Source organism: Pseudomonas fluorescens (assembly GCF_001902145.1).
Taxonomy (GTDB): Bacteria; Pseudomonadota; Gammaproteobacteria; order Pseudomonadales; family Pseudomonadaceae; genus Aquipseudomonas; species Aquipseudomonas fluorescens_BV.
Genome location: NZ_MRST01000017.1, coordinates 125,568 through 148,108, shown reverse-complemented (window position 1 = coordinate 148,108; position 22,541 = coordinate 125,568). Strand labels below are relative to the sequence as shown.

14 protein-coding genes are annotated in these 22,541 nt (G+C 62.6%); 13 read left to right on the top strand and 1 reads right to left on the bottom strand.

Annotated features, from left to right (window positions below; all coding sequences use genetic code 11):
* The first annotated feature begins 149 nt into the window (after positions 1 to 149).
* From BUE92_RS04760 to BUE92_RS04750, 3 genes are all read left to right on the top strand, one after another.
* The gene (locus tag BUE92_RS04760; protein ID WP_178380685.1) at positions 150 to 1,475 is read left to right on the top strand and encodes a C4-dicarboxylate transporter DctA; all 1,326 of its coding nucleotides are present in this window, start codon (positions 150 to 152) and stop codon (positions 1,473 to 1,475) included.
* 171 nt (positions 1,476 to 1,646) lie between these two features.
* Positions 1,647 to 2,348, top strand: a complete 702-nt coding sequence (locus tag BUE92_RS04755; RefSeq protein WP_073522201.1) for a FadR/GntR family transcriptional regulator — start codon at positions 1,647 to 1,649, stop codon at positions 2,346 to 2,348.
* 16 nt (positions 2,349 to 2,364) lie between these two features.
* On the top strand, positions 2,365 to 3,051 hold the full coding sequence (locus BUE92_RS04750) for a GntR family transcriptional regulator (RefSeq protein WP_073522200.1): 687 nt from the start codon (positions 2,365 to 2,367) through the stop codon (positions 3,049 to 3,051).
* 266 nt (positions 3,052 to 3,317) lie between these two features.
* On the opposite strand, the gene BUE92_RS04745 is transcribed toward BUE92_RS04750, so the two are convergent.
* Positions 3,318 to 8,186, bottom strand: coding sequence for an NAD-glutamate dehydrogenase (locus BUE92_RS04745; protein ID WP_073522199.1), 4,869 nt, complete (start codon positions 8,184 to 8,186; stop codon positions 3,318 to 3,320).
* Positions 8,187 to 8,668: 482 nt separating this feature from the next.
* On the opposite strand from BUE92_RS04745, the gene BUE92_RS04740 reads away from it, so the two are divergent.
* The 10 genes from BUE92_RS04740 (at position 8,669) to BUE92_RS04690 (ending at position 22,485) form a co-directional block, all read left to right on the top strand.
* On the top strand, positions 8,669 to 9,022 hold the full coding sequence (locus tag BUE92_RS04740) for a hypothetical protein (protein WP_073522198.1): 354 nt from the start codon (positions 8,669 to 8,671) through the stop codon (positions 9,020 to 9,022).
* 370 nt (positions 9,023 to 9,392) lie between these two features.
* Complete coding sequence (locus BUE92_RS04735; RefSeq protein ID WP_020301524.1) at positions 9,393 to 10,352, top strand: AAA family ATPase; 960 nt, start codon at positions 9,393 to 9,395, stop codon at positions 10,350 to 10,352.
* Between the two features lie 5 nt (positions 10,353 to 10,357).
* Positions 10,358 to 11,290, top strand: a complete 933-nt coding sequence (locus BUE92_RS04730; protein WP_034126021.1) for a DUF58 domain-containing protein — start codon at positions 10,358 to 10,360, stop codon at positions 11,288 to 11,290.
* The gene (locus BUE92_RS04725) at positions 11,287 to 11,781 is read left to right on the top strand and encodes a DUF4381 domain-containing protein (protein WP_003190798.1); all 495 of its coding nucleotides are present in this window, start codon (positions 11,287 to 11,289) and stop codon (positions 11,779 to 11,781) included. Before BUE92_RS04730 ends, BUE92_RS04725 begins: the two co-directional genes overlap by 4 nt.
* Positions 11,774 to 12,862 (top strand): vWA domain-containing protein, encoded by a 1,089-nt coding sequence (locus tag BUE92_RS04720; protein WP_073522195.1) that lies wholly within the window; start codon positions 11,774 to 11,776, stop codon positions 12,860 to 12,862. Before BUE92_RS04725 ends, BUE92_RS04720 begins: the two co-directional genes overlap by 8 nt.
* Positions 12,859 to 14,598, top strand: a complete 1,740-nt coding sequence (locus tag BUE92_RS04715; RefSeq protein ID WP_073522193.1) for a tetratricopeptide repeat protein — start codon at positions 12,859 to 12,861, stop codon at positions 14,596 to 14,598. The genes BUE92_RS04720 and BUE92_RS04715 overlap by 4 nt, the downstream gene beginning before the upstream one ends.
* Entirely contained in the window at positions 14,595 to 16,235 is a 1,641-nt protein-coding gene (locus BUE92_RS04710) for a BatD family protein (protein ID WP_073522190.1), read from the top strand. The genes BUE92_RS04715 and BUE92_RS04710 overlap by 4 nt, the downstream gene beginning before the upstream one ends.
* A gap of 783 nt (positions 16,236 to 17,018) precedes the next feature.
* A complete protein-coding gene (locus BUE92_RS04700) occupies positions 17,019 to 18,260 on the top strand; it encodes an exonuclease SbcCD subunit D C-terminal domain-containing protein (protein ID WP_073522186.1) in 1,242 nt (413 codons plus the stop codon).
* Positions 18,257 to 21,895, top strand: coding sequence for an AAA family ATPase (locus tag BUE92_RS04695; protein ID WP_073522184.1), 3,639 nt, complete (start codon positions 18,257 to 18,259; stop codon positions 21,893 to 21,895). The genes BUE92_RS04700 and BUE92_RS04695 overlap by 4 nt, the downstream gene beginning before the upstream one ends.
* A complete protein-coding gene (locus tag BUE92_RS04690) occupies positions 21,892 to 22,485 on the top strand; it encodes a glutathione S-transferase (RefSeq protein ID WP_073522182.1) in 594 nt (197 codons plus the stop codon). The genes BUE92_RS04695 and BUE92_RS04690 overlap by 4 nt, the downstream gene beginning before the upstream one ends.
* Positions 22,486 to 22,541 lie beyond the last annotated feature (56 nt).

Sequence of the window (22,541 nt, the reverse complement as noted above, 5' to 3'; positions counted from 1 at the left end):
TCGCACTTACCGACCAACTGGTCAGACCGGGACCTGCCAACCGCCAAATATTTGCTTGTGATTTAAAAAAAACCGAGCGTAGACTGGCCCCGCACTGGACTTACCGGTAAGACCACAACAATTAAGCCCTGGAACCACCAGGGCACCGAATAGAGATCCCTCCCATGCTCAGATGGTGCTCGCGTTCGATTTTCCTGCAAGTCGTGATTGGCCTGATACTCGGCATCGTCTGCGGCCTGGCCCTTCCTGAATTCTCCTCGCAACTCAAACCCTTGGGTGACGGCTTTATCAAGCTGATCAAAATGCTGATCGGCCTGATCGTGTTCTGCGTGGTGGTCAGCGGTATTTCCGGCGCGGGCGACTTGAAGAAGGTCGGACGCATCGGCCTCAAGTCGGTGATCTATTTTGAGATGCTGACCACCGTCGCCCTGGTGCTCGGCCTGATCATGGCCTTCAGCACCGGCATCGGCAGCGGCGCCAATATTCACCTGGAGCAACTCTCTTCTGCCGGCTTGAATGAGTTGGCCGACAAAGGCCAGCACATCCGCGGCACCAGCCAGTTCCTGATGGAGTTGATCCCCAACTCGGTGGTCGGCGCCTTTGCCGACAACAACGTGCTGCAAGTGCTGTTGTTCTCAGTGCTGTTCGGCAGCGCGCTGAACCTGGTGGGCGAAGCGGCCAGTGGCATTTCGCGGCTGATCAACGAATTGAGCCATGTGATCTTCCGCATCATGGGCATGATCGTGCGCCTGGCGCCGGTGGGCGTATTCGGTGCCATCGCCTTCACCACCAGCACCTATGGCCTCGACTCGCTGCAACACCTGGGCAGCCTGGTGGGGCTTTTCTACCTGACCTGCTTTGCCTTCGTGGCGGTGATCCTCGGGCTGGTGATGCGCCTGTCGGGCCTGCGCATGTTGCCGCTGCTCAAGTACCTGCGCGAAGAGCTGCTGATCGTGATGGGCACCGCGTCGTCCGACGCGGTGTTGCCGCAAATCATGCGCAAACTGGAGCACCTGGGCATCGGCAGCTCCACCGTGGGCCTGGTGATTCCCACCGGCTACTCGTTCAACCTCGACGGTTTTTCCATCTACCTGACCCTGGCCATCGTGTTTATCGCCAACGCCACCGGCACACCACTGTCGATGACCGACTTGCTGACCATCCTCCTGGTATCGTTGATCACCTCCAAGGGCGCCCATGGCATTCCAGGCTCAGCATTGGTGATCCTGGCGGCAACGCTCACAGCGATTCCGGCGATTCCGGTAGTCGGCCTGGTGTTGGTGCTGGCGGTGGACTGGTTCATGGGCATCGGCCGTGCGCTGACCAACCTGATCGGCAACTGCGTGGCCACCGTGGCGATTGCTCGCTGGGAAAAAGACATTGATATCCAGCGCGCCAACAAGGTGCTCGACGGCCAGCAAGGCTATGCCTTCCAGGCCAAGAAGCCGGTGCTGCCGGCGCATCAGGAGTTCTAACCCCTCTTATGAGCGGCACGGATCAAATGTGGGAGCGGGCTTGCTCGCGAAAGCGGTGGTTCAGCTTGCAAATCCAGTGACTGACACACCGTATTCGCGAGCAAGCCCGCTCCCACATTTTGACCACCGCCCGCTTGGCAATCGTATGAGCAACATCAAGGAGCCATCGACGTGATCAGCACCTCAACCGTCGTCAATTCAGTGGTAGAAAAACTGCGCGCCGCACTCAAGCGAGGCCAGTGGCGCCGCGGTGAAATGCTGCCCGGTCAACGCGAACTGGCCGAACAGTTGGGCATCAGCCGTCCGAGCCTGCGTGAAGCGGTGATCGTGCTGGAAACCCTTGGCCTGGTGCGCTCCATGCCGGGCAAAGGCGTGGTCGTGCTGGAAACCAGCGTCAGCGAGCCGCAGTCGAGCGACGCCGTGGCCGACGCCAGCCTCGAGGACATCCTGCAACTGCGCTACACCCTCGAACCCTTCATCGTCGGCCTGGTGGCGCAGTCCATCAGCAGCAAGGAAATCGGCCAACTGCGCCTGACCCTGATGGACATGCGCGAAGCCCTCGATGCCGGCGATGCCGAAGCCGGCATGAACGCCTATATCGACTTCCATGAAGAACTCTTCGCCCTGACCTCCAACCCGATCTTCCAGAACGTGGTGCAGCAAACCAGTACCGCGCTCAAACAAAGCGCCCAGGTACTGCGCAACTCCCCTGAACACCTGGCCGAACGCCTGCAAGAGAACGAAGCCGTGGTACGCGCCATCCGCAACAAGAACAGCGCCCTGGCCAGTGCCGAAATGCGCCGGCACATCCTTCAGGAAGGCCTGCGCATGGGCATTCGCTTGAATATCCCGGACGACCATCTGGGCAGTTGATTTTCGGAGACCGGCCATGAACGCTCACGCCCTGCAACGCGATTTCACCCTCACCTCCCTACGCTGGGTGCCGGAAAAAAAGCCCTCGGTGGACGATATCTACCCACGTTTGTTCGACGCCATCCTTGAGCAACGCATTGCGCCCGCCAGCCGATTCACCGAAGAAGGCCTGGGCGAACTCTTTGGCGTGAGCCGCAGCGTGATTCGCCGGGTGCTCGCCAAGCTGTCCCATCAGCAAGTGGTCATCCTGCGCCCCAACCAGCGCGCCCAGGTCGCCGCGCCGGATGCCCAGCACACACGGCAGATTCTCGAAGCACGGCGCCTCACCGAAATCACCGTGGTGCAACTGGCCTGCGCCCAGGCCACAGCGATGCAGATTCGCCAACTGCGCGAGCTGATTGCACAGGAGCGCGACGCCATTGAGCGTGACCAGCGTGGGCCGGCGATCCGGTTTTCGGGAGAGTTTCATCTGCAACTGGCGCACATGGCAGGCAATGCGCCGCTGGCACAGTTTCTCAACAGCTTGGTGCCGTTGACGTCGTTGATCATTGCGCAATTTGAAGCCAAGGCCTGCACCTATTGCGCGTGGCAGGAACATGTGGCGATTGTGGATGCCGTGGAACAGCGCGACGCCCACACGGCTGTCGCCTTGATGACCCAGCACCTGGATCACCTGGAAACCCGACTACTCAAACACCACTGACACCAAGTGAATGAAGTTAAAACTGTGGGAGCTGGCTTGCCTTAATGCCATTGTAGGAGCGAGCTTGCTCGCGAAAAACTCAAAGGCGCCGCGTTCATTCAGCAAGCACGCGTTATCGTTGACGTTTTTCGCGAGCAAGCTCGCTCCTACAGAAGGCGACGACCGCTTAACTGACTGGCAAGCCAGCTCCTACATTGATCGCATTTCAGATCAAATAAAAAAGCCCCCGCATCTCACGATGCGGGGGCTTCTGGTTTACCGAGGCATCAAGCCGGCTGCAACACCGACTGACCACTTAACGCCAGGTCCAGCAACTCACGGTTGGCCACCGCGTACATGGCGTAGTCCGTGCCCACTGCGGCACGAATTTCCACCATCATGGCGCGCCAACGATCAGCCATGTCCTGATGCTGCTCAAGCCACAGGGCCACGCGGGCTTCCATGTCTTGTGGCGCATCGGCCATTTGCAGGACCGAAATGGTGATCGCCCGTTGCTGCCAGTCCACGTCGTCGCGGAAAGCTTCGCGGGCCTGGGCCTGCCAGTTGTTGGCCACTGGCAGATCGCTGATCTGCTGCAGGTACCACGGCAGGTCCAGGGCGCTGCCGACGGCGAAGTAGGCCTTGGCCACTTCGGCGGCGTCATGCCCGGTCACGTCGGCGGCTTCGATGATCGGCAGCAAGGTGTACAGGTGGGTAGTACCCGCAACCATGCGCGCCAACAACTCCGGTACGCCGGCCTGAGTGTAGGCCTGGTAGCGGTTCTGCCAGCCTTCGCGGGTCGGGCCTTCCAGCAGTTCGTCGAGTTTGAGGCCCAGCGCGGCCAGGTGCGGACCGAAGTGCGCGGTGTCGCGCCCGGCGTCTTGCTCGTTGCGACGGCTGCGCAGGAACCAGCGCGTAGCGCGACGGCCCAGACGCATCAGTTCATCCATCAGCTCCAGTTGCACGTCAGCGCAAACCTGGTGGTCCAGGGCTTCGATCTGGCGGAACCAGTGCGGGAGATGGAAGATGTCCCGCACGATCACATAAGCGCCCGCCACGTTCGCCGGGCTCATGCCAGTCGACTCTTTGAGTCGCTGAACGAAGGTGATGCCCATGTGGTTGACCAGATCGTTGGCGATCTGGGTGCTGACGATCTCGCGCTTCAGGCGATGGCGACGCATGGCTTCGCCGAACTTGGCCACCAGGCTCGGTGGGAACGCGGTCTCCATGTCACGGGTCAGGTACTCGTCATCCGGTACCAGCGACTTGAGCAGTGCTTCCTTGAGGTCGATCTTGCTGTAGGAGATCAGCACCGACAGTTCCGGACGGGTCAGCCCCTTTCCAGCGGAAGCGCGCTCGATGAGCTGCTCTTCGGTCGGCAGGTACTCGATGGCACGGTCCAGCTTGCCACGGCCCTCCAGGTCGCTCATCAGGCGCTTGTACTCGGCAGCACGCTCGTAAGCCTTGCGCGCGGCCAGGGACAGGGCCTGGGTCTGCTTGTAGTTGTTGCCCAACACCAGGTTGCCGACTTCGTCGGTCATGCTCGCCAGCAACTGGTTGCGCTGCTTGTCGGTCATGTCACCGGCCTGCACCACTTCGTTGAGCAGGATCTTGATGTTCACTTCGTGGTCGGAGCAATCCACGCCACCGGCGTTGTCGATGAAGTCGGTGTTGGAACCGCCGCCATTGAGGCCGAATTCCACCCGGCCCAGCTGGGTCATGCCGAGGTTACCGCCCTCGCCCACTACCTTGCAGCGCAGCTCGTTGCCGTTGACGCGCAGTGCGTCGTTGGCCTTGTCGCCCACATCGGCATGGCTCTCGGTGCTGGCCTTGACGTAGGTACCGATACCGCCGTTCCACAACAGGTCCACCGGCGCCTTGAGCAAGGCGTTGAGCAGTTCGGTCGGGGTCAGCTTGTCGGCCTGGATGTCGAAGCGTTCTTTCATCTGTGGCGAGATGGCAATGCTTTTCGCGCTGCGCGAGAAGATACCGCCGCCTTCGGACATGATGCTGGTGTCGTAGTCGGTCCAGGCCGAACGCGGCAGTTCGAACAAACGCTTGCGCTCGACGAAGCTGGTGGCCGGGTTCGGGTTCGGGTCGATGAAGATATGCAGGTGGTTGAAGGCTGCGACCAGTTGCAGCGTGTCGGACATGAGCAAGCCGTTACCGAACACGTCACCGGCCATATCGCCGACGCCCACCACGGTGATGCTGTCTTCCTGCACGTTGATGCCGCGCTCACGGAAGTGACGCTGCACACCCACCCAGGCGCCCTTGGCGGTGATGCCCATTTTCTTGTGGTCGTAACCGGCCGAACCACCGGAAGCGAACGCATCGCCCAGCCAGAAGCCGTAGTCGATGGCAATGCCGTTGGCGATGTCGGAGAAGGTCGCAGTGCCCTTGTCCGCCGCCACCACCAGGTACGGGTCATCGTCGTCATGACGCACGACGTTGACCGGCGGCACCAGCGCGCCGTCTTTCAGGTTGTCGGTGATGTCCAACAGGCCGGAGATGAAGATGCGGTAGCAGGCGATGCCTTCGGCCGCGATCTCGTCCCGGCTGCCGCCCAATGGCAGGCGACGCGGCAGGAAGCCGCCCTTGGCGCCCACCGGTACGATCACCGAGTTCTTCACTTGCTGGGCTTTTACCAGGCCGAGCACTTCGGTGCGGAAGTCTTCTTCACGGTCGGACCAGCGCAGGCCGCCACGGGCGACGTTACCAAAGCGCAGGTGCACGCCTTCGACCCGTGGCGAGTACACGAAGATTTCAAACTTCGGCACTGGCTTGGGCAGCTCGGGGATAGCACGCGGGTCGAACTTGAAGCTGAAGTACGACTTGTTCTGGCCGTTGGCATCGGTCTGGTAGAAGTTGGTACGCAGGGTGGCCTTGATCAGGTCCAGGTAGCGACGCAGGATACGGTCTTCGTTGAGCACCTGAACGTCGTCCAGAGCGCTGAGGATCGCTTGCTCCAGTCGTTGCTGCTTGTCTTCCAGGTCGTCGGCAGTGAGCTTGCGCGCCAAGTAGAAGCGGGTCTTGAACAACCGGGTCAACTCGCGGGCGATGTCGGTGTGGTTGTTCAGGGTGCTGGCGATGTAACCCAGGTCGAAGCCCAGGCGAATCTGCTTCAGGTAACGGGCATAGGCACGCAGCAGCGCCACGTCGCGCCAAGGCAGGCCGGCGGTGAGGACCAGGCGGTTGAACGCATCGTTCTCGGCATCGCCATGCACGATGTGCACGAACGCATCCTGCAAGGTGTCGTTGAGCTGCTGGATATCCAGGTTCACGCCTTCGGCGGCGATGAACGCAAAGTCATGGATCCAGAACTCGCGGCCGTTGGCATGGCGCAGGCGATACGGGAACTCGCCCAGCACACGCAGGCCGAGGTTTTCCAGGATCGGCAGCACGTCGGACAGCGCCAGCGGCGTATCGGCGTGGTAGAGCTTGCAATGCAGCTCGCGTTGGCCGGAGACCTGGCCCAGCGGCTGATAGAAGCTCATCACCAGCGGGTTGGCTTCGGTCAGGCTGTTGAGGTGCTGCATGTCGACCACAGCCGAATGCGCGGCAAAACGCTCGCGGTAGCCGGCCGGGAAGCCTTTGGGGAAATCCGCCAGCACGTTGGTGCCCTGGGCTTCGCCGAAGCTTTCCACTACCAGGCTGGCGTAGTCGTCCTGCCAGCTGCGGCAGGCCTGCACCACTTCTTTTTCCAGTTGCAGCGGGTCGATGTCCAGGCGGTTCTTCGGGTCAACCCGCAGAATCAGTTGCACACGGGCCAGTACGGACTCGGAGAAGAAGGTCCAGAACTCGCAGTCCGAGGCCTTCAGACGGTCCATCAGCACTTGCTGGATCTTCTGGCGCACTTCGGTGGAATAAATGTCGCGTGGCACGTAGGCCAGGCAGTAGCAGAAACGACCGTAGGGGTCTTTGCGCAGGAACACGCGGATCTTGTTGCGCTCCTGGATCTGCACGATCGACATCACGGTGCTGAACAACTCGTCGACCGGAGTCTGGAACAGGTCGTCACGGGGCAGTACTTCAACCACCTGGGCAAGCTCTTTACCCAGGTGTGCCTTGGCCTGGAAGCCCGAACGGCGTTCGATTTCCGCGACCTTGCGACGGATGTAAGGGATCACCCGCACGCTTTCGCCGTACACCGAGGAGGTGTACAGGCCCATGAAACGGTGCTCCTTGATGACCTTGCCGTCGGCGCTGATCTCGCGGATCGACACGTAGTCCGGGTAGGCAGGACGGTGCACACGACTAGGGTGGGCGGCCTTGGCGAACGACAGTACGGTCGGCTCGCGCAGGTAGGCCACGGCGTAGTCTTCGATGCGCAGGTCTTCGGCGGTGAGGCCGGCGCGCAGCAGCTTGGTCAGACCGAGGAAGGAACTGGCGTCATATTCGATATGACCGCCGTCCGCCTCGTCACGTACCACGAACTCTTCGTAGCCCAGGAAAGTGAAGTGGTTGCCCACCAGCCATTCGAGGAAGTTCTTGATCTCGGCTTTTTCTTCGCCGTCGATGGCGAACGCGCTGGCGTCGATACCGGCCAGCAGGTCCTGGACCTTGGCTTTCATCGGTTCGAAATCGGCCACGGCCACGCGTACTTCGCCTAGCACCTGCTCAAGCTCTTTGCTCAGCACGTTCAGTTCGGCGGCGTTGGCGCAGCGGTCGATCTCCAGGTACATCAGCGATTCTTGCAGGATGCCTTCGCCCTGGGTGCCTTTAGGCAGGATTTCCAGCAACTCGCCCTTGCTGCCACGACGCACGCTGAGCACGGTGGTTTGCAGGGTATGGATGCTGTAGCCACGGCGGTTCAGCTCGGTGCGTACCGAGTCGACCAGAAAGGGCAGGTCATGGTGCAGCACTTCGACCGCGGTGTGGGTCGATTGCCAGCCATGACGTTCGTAATCGGGGTTGTAGACCCGCACTTGCGGTTGGGTGTGATCAAAGCGCTCAAGCAGGCGCCAGGCAGACAGGGTGCAACCGGCCAGGTCGGAAAGGCGACGCTGGGTCAGTTCGTCCAGGGAAATGATGCCGAAGAATTGTTCAGCGAACAGCGCCACTTGTGGCAGTGCCTGTTCACTGAGGTGCTGCGCCAGTGCCGCTTGCAGTTGATGCTGGAAGTCGGCCTTGCTGGCTGCGGTGAAGAACGCCATCTGTGGTACTCCGCTTGGGCTTGTTATTGATGAAAGCGTCGCGTGTTATCCCCTTGCGGGGAGACCGTCAGCTCTGTTCGCTGGTGTGCTGACAAGCACCATAAACGAATCAGGGTGACAGGTGGGTGAAGCTGGACAAGACAGTCAGGTCACATACAACTTCCATACGGCATGCCCTGGGCCAGGTGACGATACGACGGGCAGGTCAGGCGCCTGGCACAGGGCACATCCGTTGCGCAGCTTAACGAGTGTAGGAAGAACGCTGCTTGCGACGCTGCGACATATTCGGTCATCGGTAAGCAGGGTGCTGGTTGCAACTTGGGCAACCCCGGATTGTCGGTAGAAAATCTTGCTACTTTGCACACCATCTGTACCAGAAATGACCGATCCGGCCCCTCAGGTCATGCCTAACTTCCGACACAGGATGAAGCACAAAATTCGCCGTAGTGGCACAATTGCCCTCCCCTACACAGGATTGCCCCATGCTGCAGCTGAAAACCGACGCCCTGATGGCCACCCCGTGCGACGACGAAGAAGACAACATGGCCATGCTTTGCTGTCACGGCAAGAACGGCGAAATGTTCATGCTCACCCGCTACCCGGATGAAGACGAAGTGGAGCTGACCTGGGACTACGCGCCTTCGACCCTCGATGGGCTGAAAGTGACGCTGGGCGACACCACCTTATTGATCGAACTGGCGGCCGGCGATGCCGACGCCCTGGGCGGCAAGGACCAGCTGGAGATCACCCACGGCACCGCCGCGTCAGACATGGCCGAAGTGCAGCAAACCCTGCAGAACATCCTCACAGGCACCGGCACGTTCATTCGGACTTGAAACCGGTCACTTGAAACTTCGGCACGACGCTAAATCTGTGGCGAGGGAGCTTGCTCCCGTGACGGCCTGACAGCCGACGCTGATCTGGCTGAGGCACGGCGATCCAAATGTGGGAGCTGGCTTGCCTGCGAAGGTATCGACTCGGTGTGCCTGAATCACCGAGTTGACTGGATCGCAGGCAAGCCAGCTCCCACAGTGACCGTGCTCTACCTACCCAGCTGTTATACCGCTCACACCGCAATCCTGTAAGTTTCGCCAAAAATACCCATCAAGCCGTTAGTCGCCACACCCCGCGATGCATTAAAGTAAACGCCCCAGGCCTGGTGTTCTGTCACGACACCCAGGCTCATCTTTCCAGGAACCGTCATCGATGGAACATCGTGAAGCGCTGCTTGCGCTGCGAACCTTTCTTTCTACGCAGATTCTCGGCCAGGAAAAACTCATCGATCGCCTGTTGATCGCCCTGCTCGCTGACGGCCATATGCTGGTCGAAGGCGCGCCGGGGCTGGCCAAGACCAAGGCGATCAAGGAGTTGGCCGAAGGGATCGAAGCGCAGTTCCATCGTATCCAGTTCACCCCCGACCTGTTGCCTGCCGATATCACCGGCACCGAGATCTATCGCCCGGAAACCGGCAGCTTCGTATTCCAGCAAGGGCCGATCTTCCATAACCTCGTGCTCGCGGACGAAATCAACCGTGCCCCGGCCAAGGTGCAGTCAGCCTTGCTCGAGGCCATGGCCGAGCGCCAGGTCAGCGTGGGCCGCAGCACTTACGAGCTGTCGCCGCTGTTTCTGGTGATGGCCACGCAAAACCCCATCGAGCAGGAAGGCACCTACCCGCTGCCCGAAGCCCAACTCGACCGGTTCCTGATGCACGTCAAGATCGGTTTCCCGGACGCCGCCGTCGAGCGCCGTATCCTGCAGCAAGCTCGTGGCGAAGCACTGAATGGCGAAACCAAGCCCGAGCGCCGGGTCAGCCAGCAGGCCATCTTTGCCGCACGCAAGGAAATCCTCGGCCTGTACATGGCCGATGCCGTGGAGGAATACCTGGTGCAACTGGTGATGGCCACGCGCACCCCTGCCAAGTTCGACCCGGAAATGGCCGAGTGGATCGCCTATGGCGCCAGCCCCCGTGGTTCCATCGCCCTGGACCGCTGCGCCCGCGCCCATGCCTGGCTGGCCGGTCGCGACTTCGTCAGCCCCGAAGATATCCAGGCGGTGCTGTTCGACGTGCTGCGTCACCGCATCATCCTGTCGTTCGAGGCCGAAGCCGCCGGTGTCGACCAGGACCGCGTGGTGCAACGCATTCTCGACGTCGTTGCCGTCGCTTGAAGTCGATGAACGCAAGCGATGGCATCCGCGTAACCCTCAGTGAATTGATTGAGATGCGCCACCGCGTGCGTGAGGTGCAGTTGTTCTCCACGCCTGGCCAGCGTAGCCCGCTGGTTGGCCTGCATCACTCCAAGCTGCGCGGGCGTGGCGTCGATTTCGACCAGGTGCGCGTGTACCAGGCCGGCGACGACGTGCGCACCATCGACTGGCGCGTGACGGCGCGTACCCAGGAACCGCACACCAAGCTGTTCCACGAAGAACGCGAACGGCCGATTTTCATCATGGTCGAGCAAAGTTGCCGGCTGTTTTTCGGCTCGGGGCAAATGTTCAAGTCGGTGCTTGCCGCCCAGGCCGCCAGCCTGATCGGTTGGGCCGCCCTGGGCCATAACGACCGGGTGGGCGGGCTGGTATTCGGCGACAACGAGCACTACGAGATCAAGCCACGGCGCAGCAAGCAGAGCCTGTTGCAACTGCTCAATCGGCTGGTGCGGGTCAACCAGAGCCTGAACACCGAGCGTCAGCCGGAAGCGGATGCCCTGGGCATGGCCTTGCGCCGTGGCCGCGAGGTACTGCGCCCGGGCAGCCTGGTGGTGGTGATCTGTGATGAACGCGCCCTCACCGAAGGCGCCGAGCAACAGCTGAGCCTGTTGGCGCGCCATTGCGACCTGCTGTTATTACCAATCTCCGACCCGCTGGACCACGCCCTGCCCGCCGCCGGGCTGCTGCGTTTCGCACAAAGAGGTGCGCAACTGGAATTGGACACGCTGAATATCGACCTGCGCCAGGCCTACAAGGCCCAGGCCGAAGCGCGTATCGCCCGCTGGGAGCTGCTCGCGCAGAAACTGCGGCTGTTGTTGATGCCCTTGAGCACCCAGAGTGAAATGGTCGAGCAACTGCGCGAATACCTCAACCCGCAACGCCCGGTTAAAAAACCATGAGCAGCCTGGACCAACTGCAACCGCTGATCGCCCCGCCCGCCATTGGCTTCTGGCCACCTGCGCCGGGCTGGTGGCTGTTGCTGCTGGTGATCCCACTGCTCGGTTGGGGCTTGTGGTGGCTGCGCCGTTTCCTGCCGGCCCGCCGCCCTGTGGCTCGCGCCGAACAACCGCTGGACCCGTTGCGTATCGCCGCCCTGGCCGAGTTGGCTTTGATGCCCAAGCCCTACGACGGAGCGCCTGCGGGCGCCTGGTTGCAGCAACTCAACGGCCTGCTCAAGCGCCTGTGCCGTAACGACTACCCTTATAGCCAGAGCCACACCCTCAACGGGCGCAAATGGCTGGCCTTCCTGGACAACCGCTGCCCTGCCGCTGGCCTGACGCGCTGGATGGTGTTGGTGGAAGGCGCCTACAAGCCCGAATGCAAGCTCGACGACAAAGCCATCGCCGGCCTCACCCAAGCCGTCGACACCTGGATTCGCAAACATGTTTGAGTTCGCCTGGCCGTGGATCTTCGCCCTGTTGCCACTGCCCTGGGTCATGCGCCTGGTGCTGCCGGTGGCCGACAGCGGCGAACCGGCGCTCAAAGTCAGCTACCTCAGCGACCTCGAAGGCCTGGCCCGCCGCCGTGCCCGCGCCAACCTGCCCGGCTGGCGCCAGCAAGCCCCATTCGTGGTGCTGTGGTTGCTGCTGTTGACCGCCGCCGCCCGCCCGCAATGGCTGGGCGAACCCTTGCCGATTGCTGCCAGCGGCCGGGATTTGCTGGTGGCGGTGGACGTCTCGGGCTCGATGGATTTCCCCGACATGCATTGGCAGGACGAGAACGTGAGCCGCCTGGCCCTGGTCAAGCACCTGCTGGGAGACTTTCTGGAGGAGCGTGAAGGTGACCGCGTGGGCCTGATCCTGTTCGGCAGCCAGGCCTACCTGCAAGCGCCCCTGACCTTTGACCGCCGCACCGTGCGCACCTGGCTGGACGAAGCGCGCATCGGCATTGCCGGCAAGAACACCGCCATCGGCGACGCCATCGGCCTGGCCCTCAAGCGCCTGCGCCAGCGCCCGGCGCAAAGCCGCGTGCTGATCCTGGTCACCGACGGCGCCAACAACGCCGGGCAGATCGACCCGTTGACCGCCGCGCGCCTGGCGGCCGAGGAAGGCGTAAAAATCTACCCCATCGGCATCGGCGCCGACCCCGAGCAAACCGGCTCCCTGGGCATCCTTGGCGTGAACCCGAGCCTGGACCTTGACGAACCGGCGCTCAAGGCTCTGGCCGAGGCCACCGGCGGCCAGTATTTCCGCGCCCGAGACGGCGAGGAACTGCTGAAGATCAAGGACACCCTCGACACCCTTGAGCCCGTGGAGCAACAACCCACCCAGGCCCGCCCGGCCCAGGCGCTGTACAGCGGCCCGTTGGCCTTGGCGTTGGTGTTGAGCCTGTTGCTGGTGATCCAGGAGCGCTGGCCGAACAACGCTTTGCAGCGAGGCTTCAACAGACTGTCGAGCAAGGGCATGTTTTTGCAGCAACACCCTGAATGGCGCCAGCGTCTGCAGCGCCTGCGTTTGCGGAGGCGTCGATGATCGCGCTGTGGCCGCACTGGTTGCGCCCCTGGTGGCTGTTGTTGCTGCCCCTGCTTGGCTGGTTGCTGTGGCAGCTCTGGCATCGGCAAAAGCGCGCCGGGCGTTGGCAGATGATCCTGCCGCCGGCGTTCCATGCCGAGTTGCTCAGTGGTGGCAATGGCCGCGAGAGTAAATCGCCGTGGGTAGTGCTCGGCATCGCCTGGCTGTTGGCCGTGCTCGCGTTACTGGGCCCCAGTTGGCAACGGGTTGAACAAGCCAGCCAGAAACCTTCCGACCCCTTGGTGGTGCTGCTGGAACTGACCCCGCAAATGCTCGCCACCGACAGCCCGCCCAACCGCCTGGAACAGGCGCGGCGCAAGCTGTACGACTTGCTGCAAGCGCGCACCGATGCGCAAACGGCCATCATCGTCTACGCCGGCAGCGCCCATACCTTGGTGCCGCTGTCCGATGACCTGGCCACCAGTCGCAACCTGTTGGAAGCCCTGCGCCCGTCGATCATGCCCGAGCCCGGCCATCGTGCCGATCTGGCCGTGGAAAAAGCCCTGGGGCTGCTCAAGCAAGGCGGTCTCGGCCAGGGGCGCCTGCTGCTGATCGGTTCCTCACTGTCCAAACAAGAGCGCCAAGGCATCCGCCTGCAACTGCAAAGTACCCAGGCTCCAACGTTGTCGATCCTCGGCATCGGCAGTCGCGAGGGCACGCCGGTGACTCAGGAGAGCGGCGAATTTCTCAAGGACGACCAGGGCGCGATCCTGGTGCCGCGCCTCGACAGCCCGACCCTCAAGGCGTTCGCCAGCGAAATGGGCGGCCGCTACCGTGCGGCGCGCCTGGATGACAAGGACCTGCGCCAACTCGGCATGCTCGACAGCGCCCAAGCCCTGCGCGACGACGGCCAACGGCTGCGCCTGGACAGCTGGGCCGACCAGGGTTACTGGCTGCTCTTGCCGTTGTTGCTGCTGGCCGCGTGCGCCGGGCGTCGCGGCTGGCTGTTCTGCCTGCCCTTGCTGCTGATGGGCGCGCCGCAACCCAGCTACGCCTTCGGGCTGCAGGACCTGTGGCTGCGCCCCGACCAACAAGGCCAGTACCTGCTCAAGCACAAACGCCCGGCCGAAGCCGCCGAACACTTCCAGGACCCGCAATGGCAAGGCGTGGCGCTGTATGAAGCCGGCAATTACGCCGAGGCGATCAAGCGGTTTGCCCAAGGCAGCGACGCCTACTCTCACTACAACCGCGGCAATGCCCTGGCCAAGGCCGGTGAGCTTGAAGCGGCCCTTGATGCGTATGAACAAGCCCTGGAAGCTCAGCCCGATTTGCAGCCGGCGCTGAAAAACCAGGCCTTGGTTGAAGCGCTGATGCAGGAGCAAACGCAGCCCGAGCCGGACCCGCCTGCAAAAAACGAAGATGACGAAACCGCCCAACCCGGCCAAACTGCGCAACCGGGCACCAGCGCACAAACGGCCCAGGGTGGCGAGCAGTCGTCCCACGGCCAGGGCGAAGCCGGCACCGCCGAGACTCAGACAGGCGCCGCGCCACAGCCAGGCGGTAATGAAGTGCCTGGCAGCGAACTGGGCGACGAGCAGACCACCACGCCGCCACTGCGCCCTGCCGACACGCGCCTGGAAGGCGAGCGCCGCCAGGCGCTGGAGCAATGGTTGCAGGAGATCCCGGACAACCCCGGCGAGCTGTTGCGCCGCAAATTCTGGTACGAACAGCAACAACATCAGGACACCACTCGATGAGCCGCCGCACCACCCTTTTGCTCTTGCTCGCGTTGTCGGCAGGCCACGCCCAGGCGGCGGACCTGGTCGCCAGCGTAGACCGCAGCCGCCTCAACTCCGGGGAAACGGTGGAGCTGACGGTGCAATCGAGTGATGTGACCCAGTTTGGCAAACCGGACCTGTCGCCCCTGGACGCGCAGTTCGAAGTCAGCGGCACCCGCCAGATCAACCAACTCACCACGCTGGACGGCGACAACCACGCCACCACCCGCTGGATCATCACCCTGCTGCCCAAGGTGAACGGCAACGTGGTTATCCCGCCGCTGCAGGTGGGCGCACTCAAGACCCAGCCGATCACCCTGCAAGTGGTGGAAAGCGCCAGCCAGAACACCAGCGCCGAACTGGCCCCGGTGTTCATCGAAGCCAGCCTCGACCAGACCAGCGTGTACGTGCAGGCCCAGGCCCTGTTGACCGTGCGCGTGTACCACTCGGTGTCGCTGTATGACGACAGCAGTCTCACGCCCTTGCAGATACCGGATGCACGTGTCGAACAACTGGGCGAATCACGCACCTATGAAAAGGTCATCAACAGCATCCGCCATGGCGTGATCGAAACCCGCTACGCCCTCTACCCGCAACACAGTGGCGCCGTGGTAATTCCGGCGCAGACCTTCAGCGCCACCCTGGTGGAATCACGACCGCCCCAGGAAAACACCCTGCAGGGCACCAAGCCGGGCAAGATGATTCACGTCAGCTCCGCGCCCCTGCCCTTGACGGTCAAACCCAAACCGGACGCCTACCCCGCCGACACCCCCTGGTTGCCCGCGCGCAGCCTGACCTTGAGCGAAGGCTGGAACCCCACGCCGGACCACGTGCAAGTCGGCGATTCCCTGACCCGCAGCCTTACCGTGGAGGCCGAAGGCCTGTCCAGTGCACAACTGCCGGCGCTGCCCGGCGCCGAGGTTAACGGCCTGCGCCGCTACCCCGACCAACCAGTGATGGCTAACCGCACCAGCGACCGCGGCCTGACCGGCAGCCGTGAAGACCGCGAAGCCCTGGTGCCGACCCGTGCCGGCGAGCTGGAACTGCCCGCCGTGGAAGTGGTGTGGTGGAACACCCACGAAGATCATCTGGAACGCACCAGCCTGCCGGCGCGCACCGTGCACGTAGCGGTGAACCCCAGCCTGGTGGTGGACACCCCGGCGACACCGACCATCATCACCGCCCCCGACGATGACCGCCTGTGGCTATGGCAGCTGAGCACACTGATACTGGCCTGCACCACCCTGCTAGGCTTTGGCCTGTGGTGGCGCGCACGCCGGCAACCGGCGGTACAGCGCGCCGCCCAAACCGGCCCCAGCCCACGCACCCTGCTCGACGACCTCAAGCGCGCCACCCAGGCCAACGACCCTCATGCCACCCGCCAGGCCCTCGACGCCTGGGCGCGACAACAACCCGAAACCCTGGCCGACATGGCCGCACGGTTTGTGCCGCTGTCGGATGCCCTGGACGGGTTGAATGGCGCGCTGTACAGCGAAAGCGGCCAATACTGGTTGGGTGATGACCTGTGGCGCGCGATCAAGGCGATCCCCGTGGCCGAACGCGAACAAGACCCGGCCACCGACACCACCAGCTTGCCGCCGCTCTACCCCAAGTAACCCAGCCTCAACCAACACCACAAAACCCTGTGGGAGCGAGCTTGCCCGCGATGGCGGCGTAACAGTCGGCAGATGTGCTGGCTGATACTCCGCCATCGCAACATAGGTATCTACACAACTTCGAGGCGACGCTGGACCTGTGGCGAGGGAGCTTGCTCCCGTGGCGGCCTGACAGCCGACGCCCGCCTACCTGACACCCCACGATCCAACTGTGGGAGCTGGCTTGCCTGCGAAGACGGCCTGGCAGCCAATTGGGATGTTGGATCAGACCGCGTACATATCCGTTCCTGCGGTAATGGCTGCTATTGGTTCCGCTTTTACAGCGGGTCACTTTCGAAAAGCGCGAAAGTAACCAAAGCGCTCTTGCCCCACCACTCGGCACCTCGCCCAGGCTCGGTGTGCCCGTAATCCGCCAGTGATTTTGGGGGCCGCCAAAATCACTGTCGAATTCCTGCCAGCGTGGTTTAACGGGGCGCCTAAGATCAAAAGCAGATCAAGAGCGGCTCGCTTCGCATCGTGGTTACCGGCGGCTGCGGCGAACTGCACAGTTGTGTAGTTGCCTGCAACCCACCCCCACTAACACCCCGTAACCCCTGTAGGAGCGAGCTTGCTCGCGAAAAACGTCAACGATAACGCGCGTTTCCTGAGAAAACGCGGCGCCTGTTAGTTTTTCGCGAGCAAGCTCGCTCCTACATCGCCCACCGTTGATCGCGTCGGCCATGAGTCCACGCGCACTTTTACAGGTAAACTCCCCTCCTTTTCATCTTCTCCACGGAGTTCGCCTTGCGTCTGTTTCATACCTCCGACTGGCACTTGGGCCAAAACCTCCACGGCCAGGAACGCGACTTCGAACACGCCTGTTTCCTTGAATGGCTACTGGGCCAACTCAAGGCCCAGCGCCCGGATGTGCTGTTGATCGCCGGCGATATCTTCGACACGGTCAACCCGCCACTCAAGGCCCAGGAGCGCTTGTATGACTTCATCATCAGCGCCCACGAACAACAGCCGACACTGACCATTGTGATGATTGCCGGCAACCATGACTCCGGTTCGCGCATCGAACTGCCGGCCCCGCTGATGCGCCGCCTGCGCACCCATGCACTGGGCCGGGTGCTGTGGCTGGATGACGGCCAACTGGATGCCGACCGCCTGCTGATCCCGCTGCCTAATACCAAAGGCAAGATCGCCGCCTGGTGCCTGGCGCTGCCCTTCCTGCGCCCGGCGGAAGTCACCGGCGCACAGCTGGGCGATGATTACTTGCGCGGCATCGGCCAAGTGCATGAATGGTTGATCGCGGCCGCCAATGCCAAGCGCAACAAAGGCCAGGCGTTGATAGCCATCAGCCATGCGCACATGGCCGGTGGGTCGGTATCCGAAGACTCCGAACGCAGCCTGATCATCGGCAATGCCGAGGCACTGCCCGCCACACTGTTCGACCGAAGCGTGGCGTATGTGGCCCTCGGCCATTTGCACAAGCCGCAAAAGGTCAATGGCGAGGAGCGCATTCGCTACAGCGGCTCGCCAATCCCCCTGTCGTTCTCCGAAATCGGCTACAAGCATCAGATTCTCGACGTGACGTTCCAGGGCGAAAGGCTGGTGGGCTGCGAACCGATCCTGATTCCCCGCTCCGTCAACCTGCAACGCCTGGAAGCCGCGCCCCTGGCCGATATCCTCAAGCAGCTCGGTGAGCTGCCCGACATCGACCTGCTCGCCGAAACCCAGCGCCACCCCTGGCTGGAAGTGCGCGTGCGCCTCGACGAGCCGCAACCGGACCTGCGCCAACAGATCGAAACCGCGCTACAAGGCAAGGCCGTGCGCCTGGTGCGTATCGCCACCGAATACGCCGGCACGCGCGGCAGCACAGAGGCGGACGATGCGCAACTGGTCGAGCTCGACCAACTCACGCCCCAGGAACTGTTCAGCCGCGCCTGGCAGGACAGCTACGGCAGTGAGGTGGATGAACAGACCTTGAAGGACTTCGCCGTGCTACTCCAGGAAGTGCAACAGGAGGGCGAACAGCCATGAAGATCCTCGCCATCCGCTTGAAAAACCTCGCCTCCCTGGCCGGCCCGTTCGAAATCGACTTTACCGCCGAGCCGTTGGCCAGTGCGGGTCTGTTCGCCATCACCGGGCCGACTGGCGCGGGTAAAAGTACCCTGCTCGATGCGTTGTGCCTGGCGCTGTTTGGTGCGGTGCCGCGCCTGGGTGACACCGGCCAGGCCAAGATGCCGGACGCCGACACGGATATTTCCATCGGCGACCCGCGCACCCTGATTCGACGTGGCACCGGTGGCGGCTATGCCGAGGTGGATTTTGTCGGTGTCAGTGGCCGCCGCTACCGTGCGCGCTGGGAAGCCAACCGCGCCCGTGACAAGGCCAGCGGCAAGTTGCAGAACAGCCGGCAAAGCCTGATCGACCTAGACAGCGACCAACTGCTAGCCAGCCAGAAAACCGAATACAAGACCCAACTCGAATTGGCCCTGGGCCTTAACTTCGAGCAGTTCACCCGTGCGGTGCTGCTGGCGCAAAGCGAGTTCAGCGCCTTCCTCAAGGCCAATGACAATGAGCGCAGCGAACTGCTGGAAAAGCTCACCGACACCGCGCTCTACACCCAGCTGGGCCGCCGTGCGTTCGATAAGGCCAAAGAGGCCAAGGACGCCCACAAACAGCTGCAGGACCAAGCCACCGGCGTGGTGCCCCTGGCCCCCGAAGCCCGCGCCGAGCTGGATCAACAGTTGGCCCAAGCCCAGCAACAGCTCAAGACCCAGCAAGCCCAGCTCAAGCAGCTGGAGTTGCAGCACACCTGGCTCAAGGAGCTGCGTGAATGGCAGGAGCGCCATCAACACGCGGTGGAGCAACTGCAACGCGACGAAGCAACCTGGGCGAGCCAAGGCCAGCAACGCCAGGACCTCAGCCTGCTGGAGCAGTTGGCACCGCAACGCCATCACTTCCTGCGCCAGGCAGAACTCGGCACCTTGCTGACGCCGCTGGCGGCACAGATTGCGCAGCACCTCGAGCAACAAGCCGCCCTGCACACCCGCCAGGAACAGGCGCAACACCAGCAAGTGGCCGCCCAGGCAGCACTGGCCGAGGCCCTGAAACACCAGGCCGACGCCGCGCCCCTGCTGCGCCAGGCCATCGAAGAGCAAAACACCCTCGCCCATGTGAGCCGCGAACTGGCCAAGCGCAACGAGGAAAAGCACCAGCACGAAAGCGCCTGTACCGAAGGCCAGGCCCTGCTCGACGGCTTGCAACACACACAGGCCCAAGTCACCGAGCGCCTGCAGCGCCTGGCCACCGAACTTGAGCATAGCGCCGCCCTCACCCCGCTGAGCGATGCCTGGAACGCCTACCGTGACCGCCTGCAACAGCTGGTGTTGATCGGCAATCGCCTCAACCAAGGCCAGGCCGAGCTGGGGCAACTCGAACAGCGCGCCAGCGCCGCCGGCGAACAGTTCACCCAACAGCGCGAAGTCCTGGATTTGCTCTACCACGAGGCCGGTGCCGAACCGCACGCGGTGGCCGAACAAATCCAATTGCTGGCCAGCCTGCTGCAAGACAATCGCAAGCAACAGCGCGCCTTCGAAGACCTGGCCCGTTTGTGGGACAGCCAGCAACAGTTGGATCAACAGGCAGGTGCGCTGACGCAAAGGCTCGCCGAGGCCGCGCAAAAACGCGAACAACTGAACCAGACCGGCCTGCAAACCAAGGCCGAACTCACCGTCGCCGAACAAACCCTGGCGGTGACCAAGCAACTGCTTGAGCGCCAACGCCTGGCCCGCAGTGCCAGCGTCGAGGAATTACGCGAGCAGTTGCAGGATGACCAACCCTGCCCGGTGTGCGGTAGCCACGAACACCCCTATCATCAGCCTGAAGCCCTGCTGCAAAGCCTGGGCCGCCATGATGAAAGTGAAGAGGCGGCGGCGCAGAAAGCCGTCGACAGCCTCAAGGAAAAGCTTACCGAACTGCGCGGTGAAGTGGGCGGCCTGATCGCTCAGCAAAAAGAGTTCCTGCAACAGCAGGAACAGTTGGCCACGCAGCAGCAGGGTTTGGCACCGAGCCTGCAAGCCCACCCACTGTCTGCCTCGCTGTTCAATCAGGACGCCGCCAAGCGCAGCCCTTGGCTGGCCCAGCAACTGGCCCAATTGACCCAAAGCATCAGCCAGGACGAACAACGCCAAGGCGCCCTGCTCAACCTGCAACAGAACGCCGGGCGTTTGCAGCAACAATTACAAGCGGCCCAGGATGCCAGCCAGCAAGCCCGGCAATTGTTGGTGGACCAGCAAAGGCAACTGGCCGGCGACCGCGAACGCCTGGAGGCGGAACTCAGCGCCTTCGCCAGCCTGTTGCCCACCCAGACGCTGGAAGGCTTGCGCAGCGCGCCTGCGGCGACCTTCATGCAGCTCGACCAGCAGGTCAGCCAGCGCCTTGAGCAGTTGGGCCATCAACGCGACGAGCAGGCCGAGCAGCAGGAGCGCCAACAGGCCATCGAGAAACAACACACCCACCAACAGCATCGTCAGCAGCAACTTGACGCTGTGAATCTGCAAGTCGCCGAGCTGGCCGACCAGCAACACGCCGTCCAGGAAAAACTCCGCGCCTTGCTAGGGGACCATCCCAACGCCGAACACTGGCAACAGCAACTGGAGCAAGCCGTCACGCAGTCGCGCCAAAGCGAGACCGACGCCAACCAGGAACTGCACGCTGTGCACACGGCGCAAGTACAGCTGGCCGCCGACCTCAAGGCCCAGCAGCAACGCCAGCAGGCATTGGAGGCGGAGCAGCAAGCCCTTGCGACACGCATCGGCGAATGGCGCGCCCTGCACCCAGAACTGGATGATCAGGGCCTGGCACGCCTGTTGGCCCTTGATGACGCCCAGGTCGCGCAGTTGCGCCAGCACCTGCACAGCAGCGAAAAGGCCGTCGAGCAAGCCAGGGTTCTGCTGCACGAACGCGAACAGCGCCTGGCCGAACACCAGGCCCAGCACAACGGCAACCTGGATGCCGAGCAGTTGGACGCCACGCTGGCAACGCTTGACCAGCAACTGACCGAGGGTGAGAAACACTGCGCCGAACTGCGCGCACGCCAGTCCGAAGACCAGCGCCGCCAGAATGCCAACCTGGCCCTGGCCCTGACCACCGCCAAAGCCTATGAGGAATGGCAACGTTGGGCCCGCCTGGAAACGTTGATCGGGTCGGCAAGCGGTGACAAATTCCGCAAGATCGCCCAGGCCTACAACCTCGACTTGCTGGTGCACCATGCCAACGTGCAACTGCGCCAACTGGTGCGCCGCTACCGGCTTAAACGCGGCGGCAGCATGCTCGGGCTGTTGGTGATGGACACAGAGATGGGTGATGAACTGCGCTCGGTGCATTCATTGTCCGGTGGCGAAACCTTCCTGGTGTCGTTGGCGTTGGCCTTGGGCCTGGCGTCCATGGCGTCGAGCACCTTGAAGATCGAGTCGCTGTTTATCGACGAAGGCTTTGGCAGCCTCGATCCCGAGTCATTGCAACTGGCGATGGACGCCCTGGACGGCTTGCAGGCCCAGGGCCGCAAGGTGGCGGTGATCTCCCACGTACAGGAAATGCATGAACGCATCCCGGTGCAAATCCAGGTCCAGCGCCAAGGCAATGGCCTGAGTACCCTGGAGGTCAAGTGAACGAAGCGTTGCTGTACTCGTTCCGGCGCTGCCCGTATGCGATGCGGGCGCGGCTGGCCTTGCGTTACTCAGGCGCTCCTGTGCGAATCGTCGAGGTGAGCCTCAAGGCCAAACCAGCCGAGATGCTGGCGCTGTCGCCCAAGGGTACGGTGCCGGTGTTGAGTGTCGAAGGTCGAGTGATCGAGGAGAGCCTGGAGATCATGCAATGGGCGCTGGCGCAGCATGATCCCGAAAACTGGCGGCTACAGGGCGACCCGGCGGTGTATGCGCTCATTGAAGAAAATGACCAAGTGTTCAAGCATCATTTGAATCGATACAAGTATGCCGAGCGCTACCCGGAGCAACCGATGGAACACTATCGGGCGGAGGGTGAGATGTTCTTGCAGAAACTGGAAACGTTGCTGGCAGACCATGAGTATCTGCTCGCCGAGCACCTGAGCCTGGCAGATGCCGCGCTAATGCCTTTTGTGCGGCAGTTTGCCCATGTGGATCGGGAGTGGTTTGCGGGGACGCCGTATCGGCGTTTGCAGGCCTGGTTGCAACGGTTTCTGGATTCACCGTTGTTTATCGCAGTGATGGCAAAACCCTGAGGCCAATCCAATCAACTGTGGGAGCTGGCTTGCCTGCGATGCTGGCGACTCGGTGT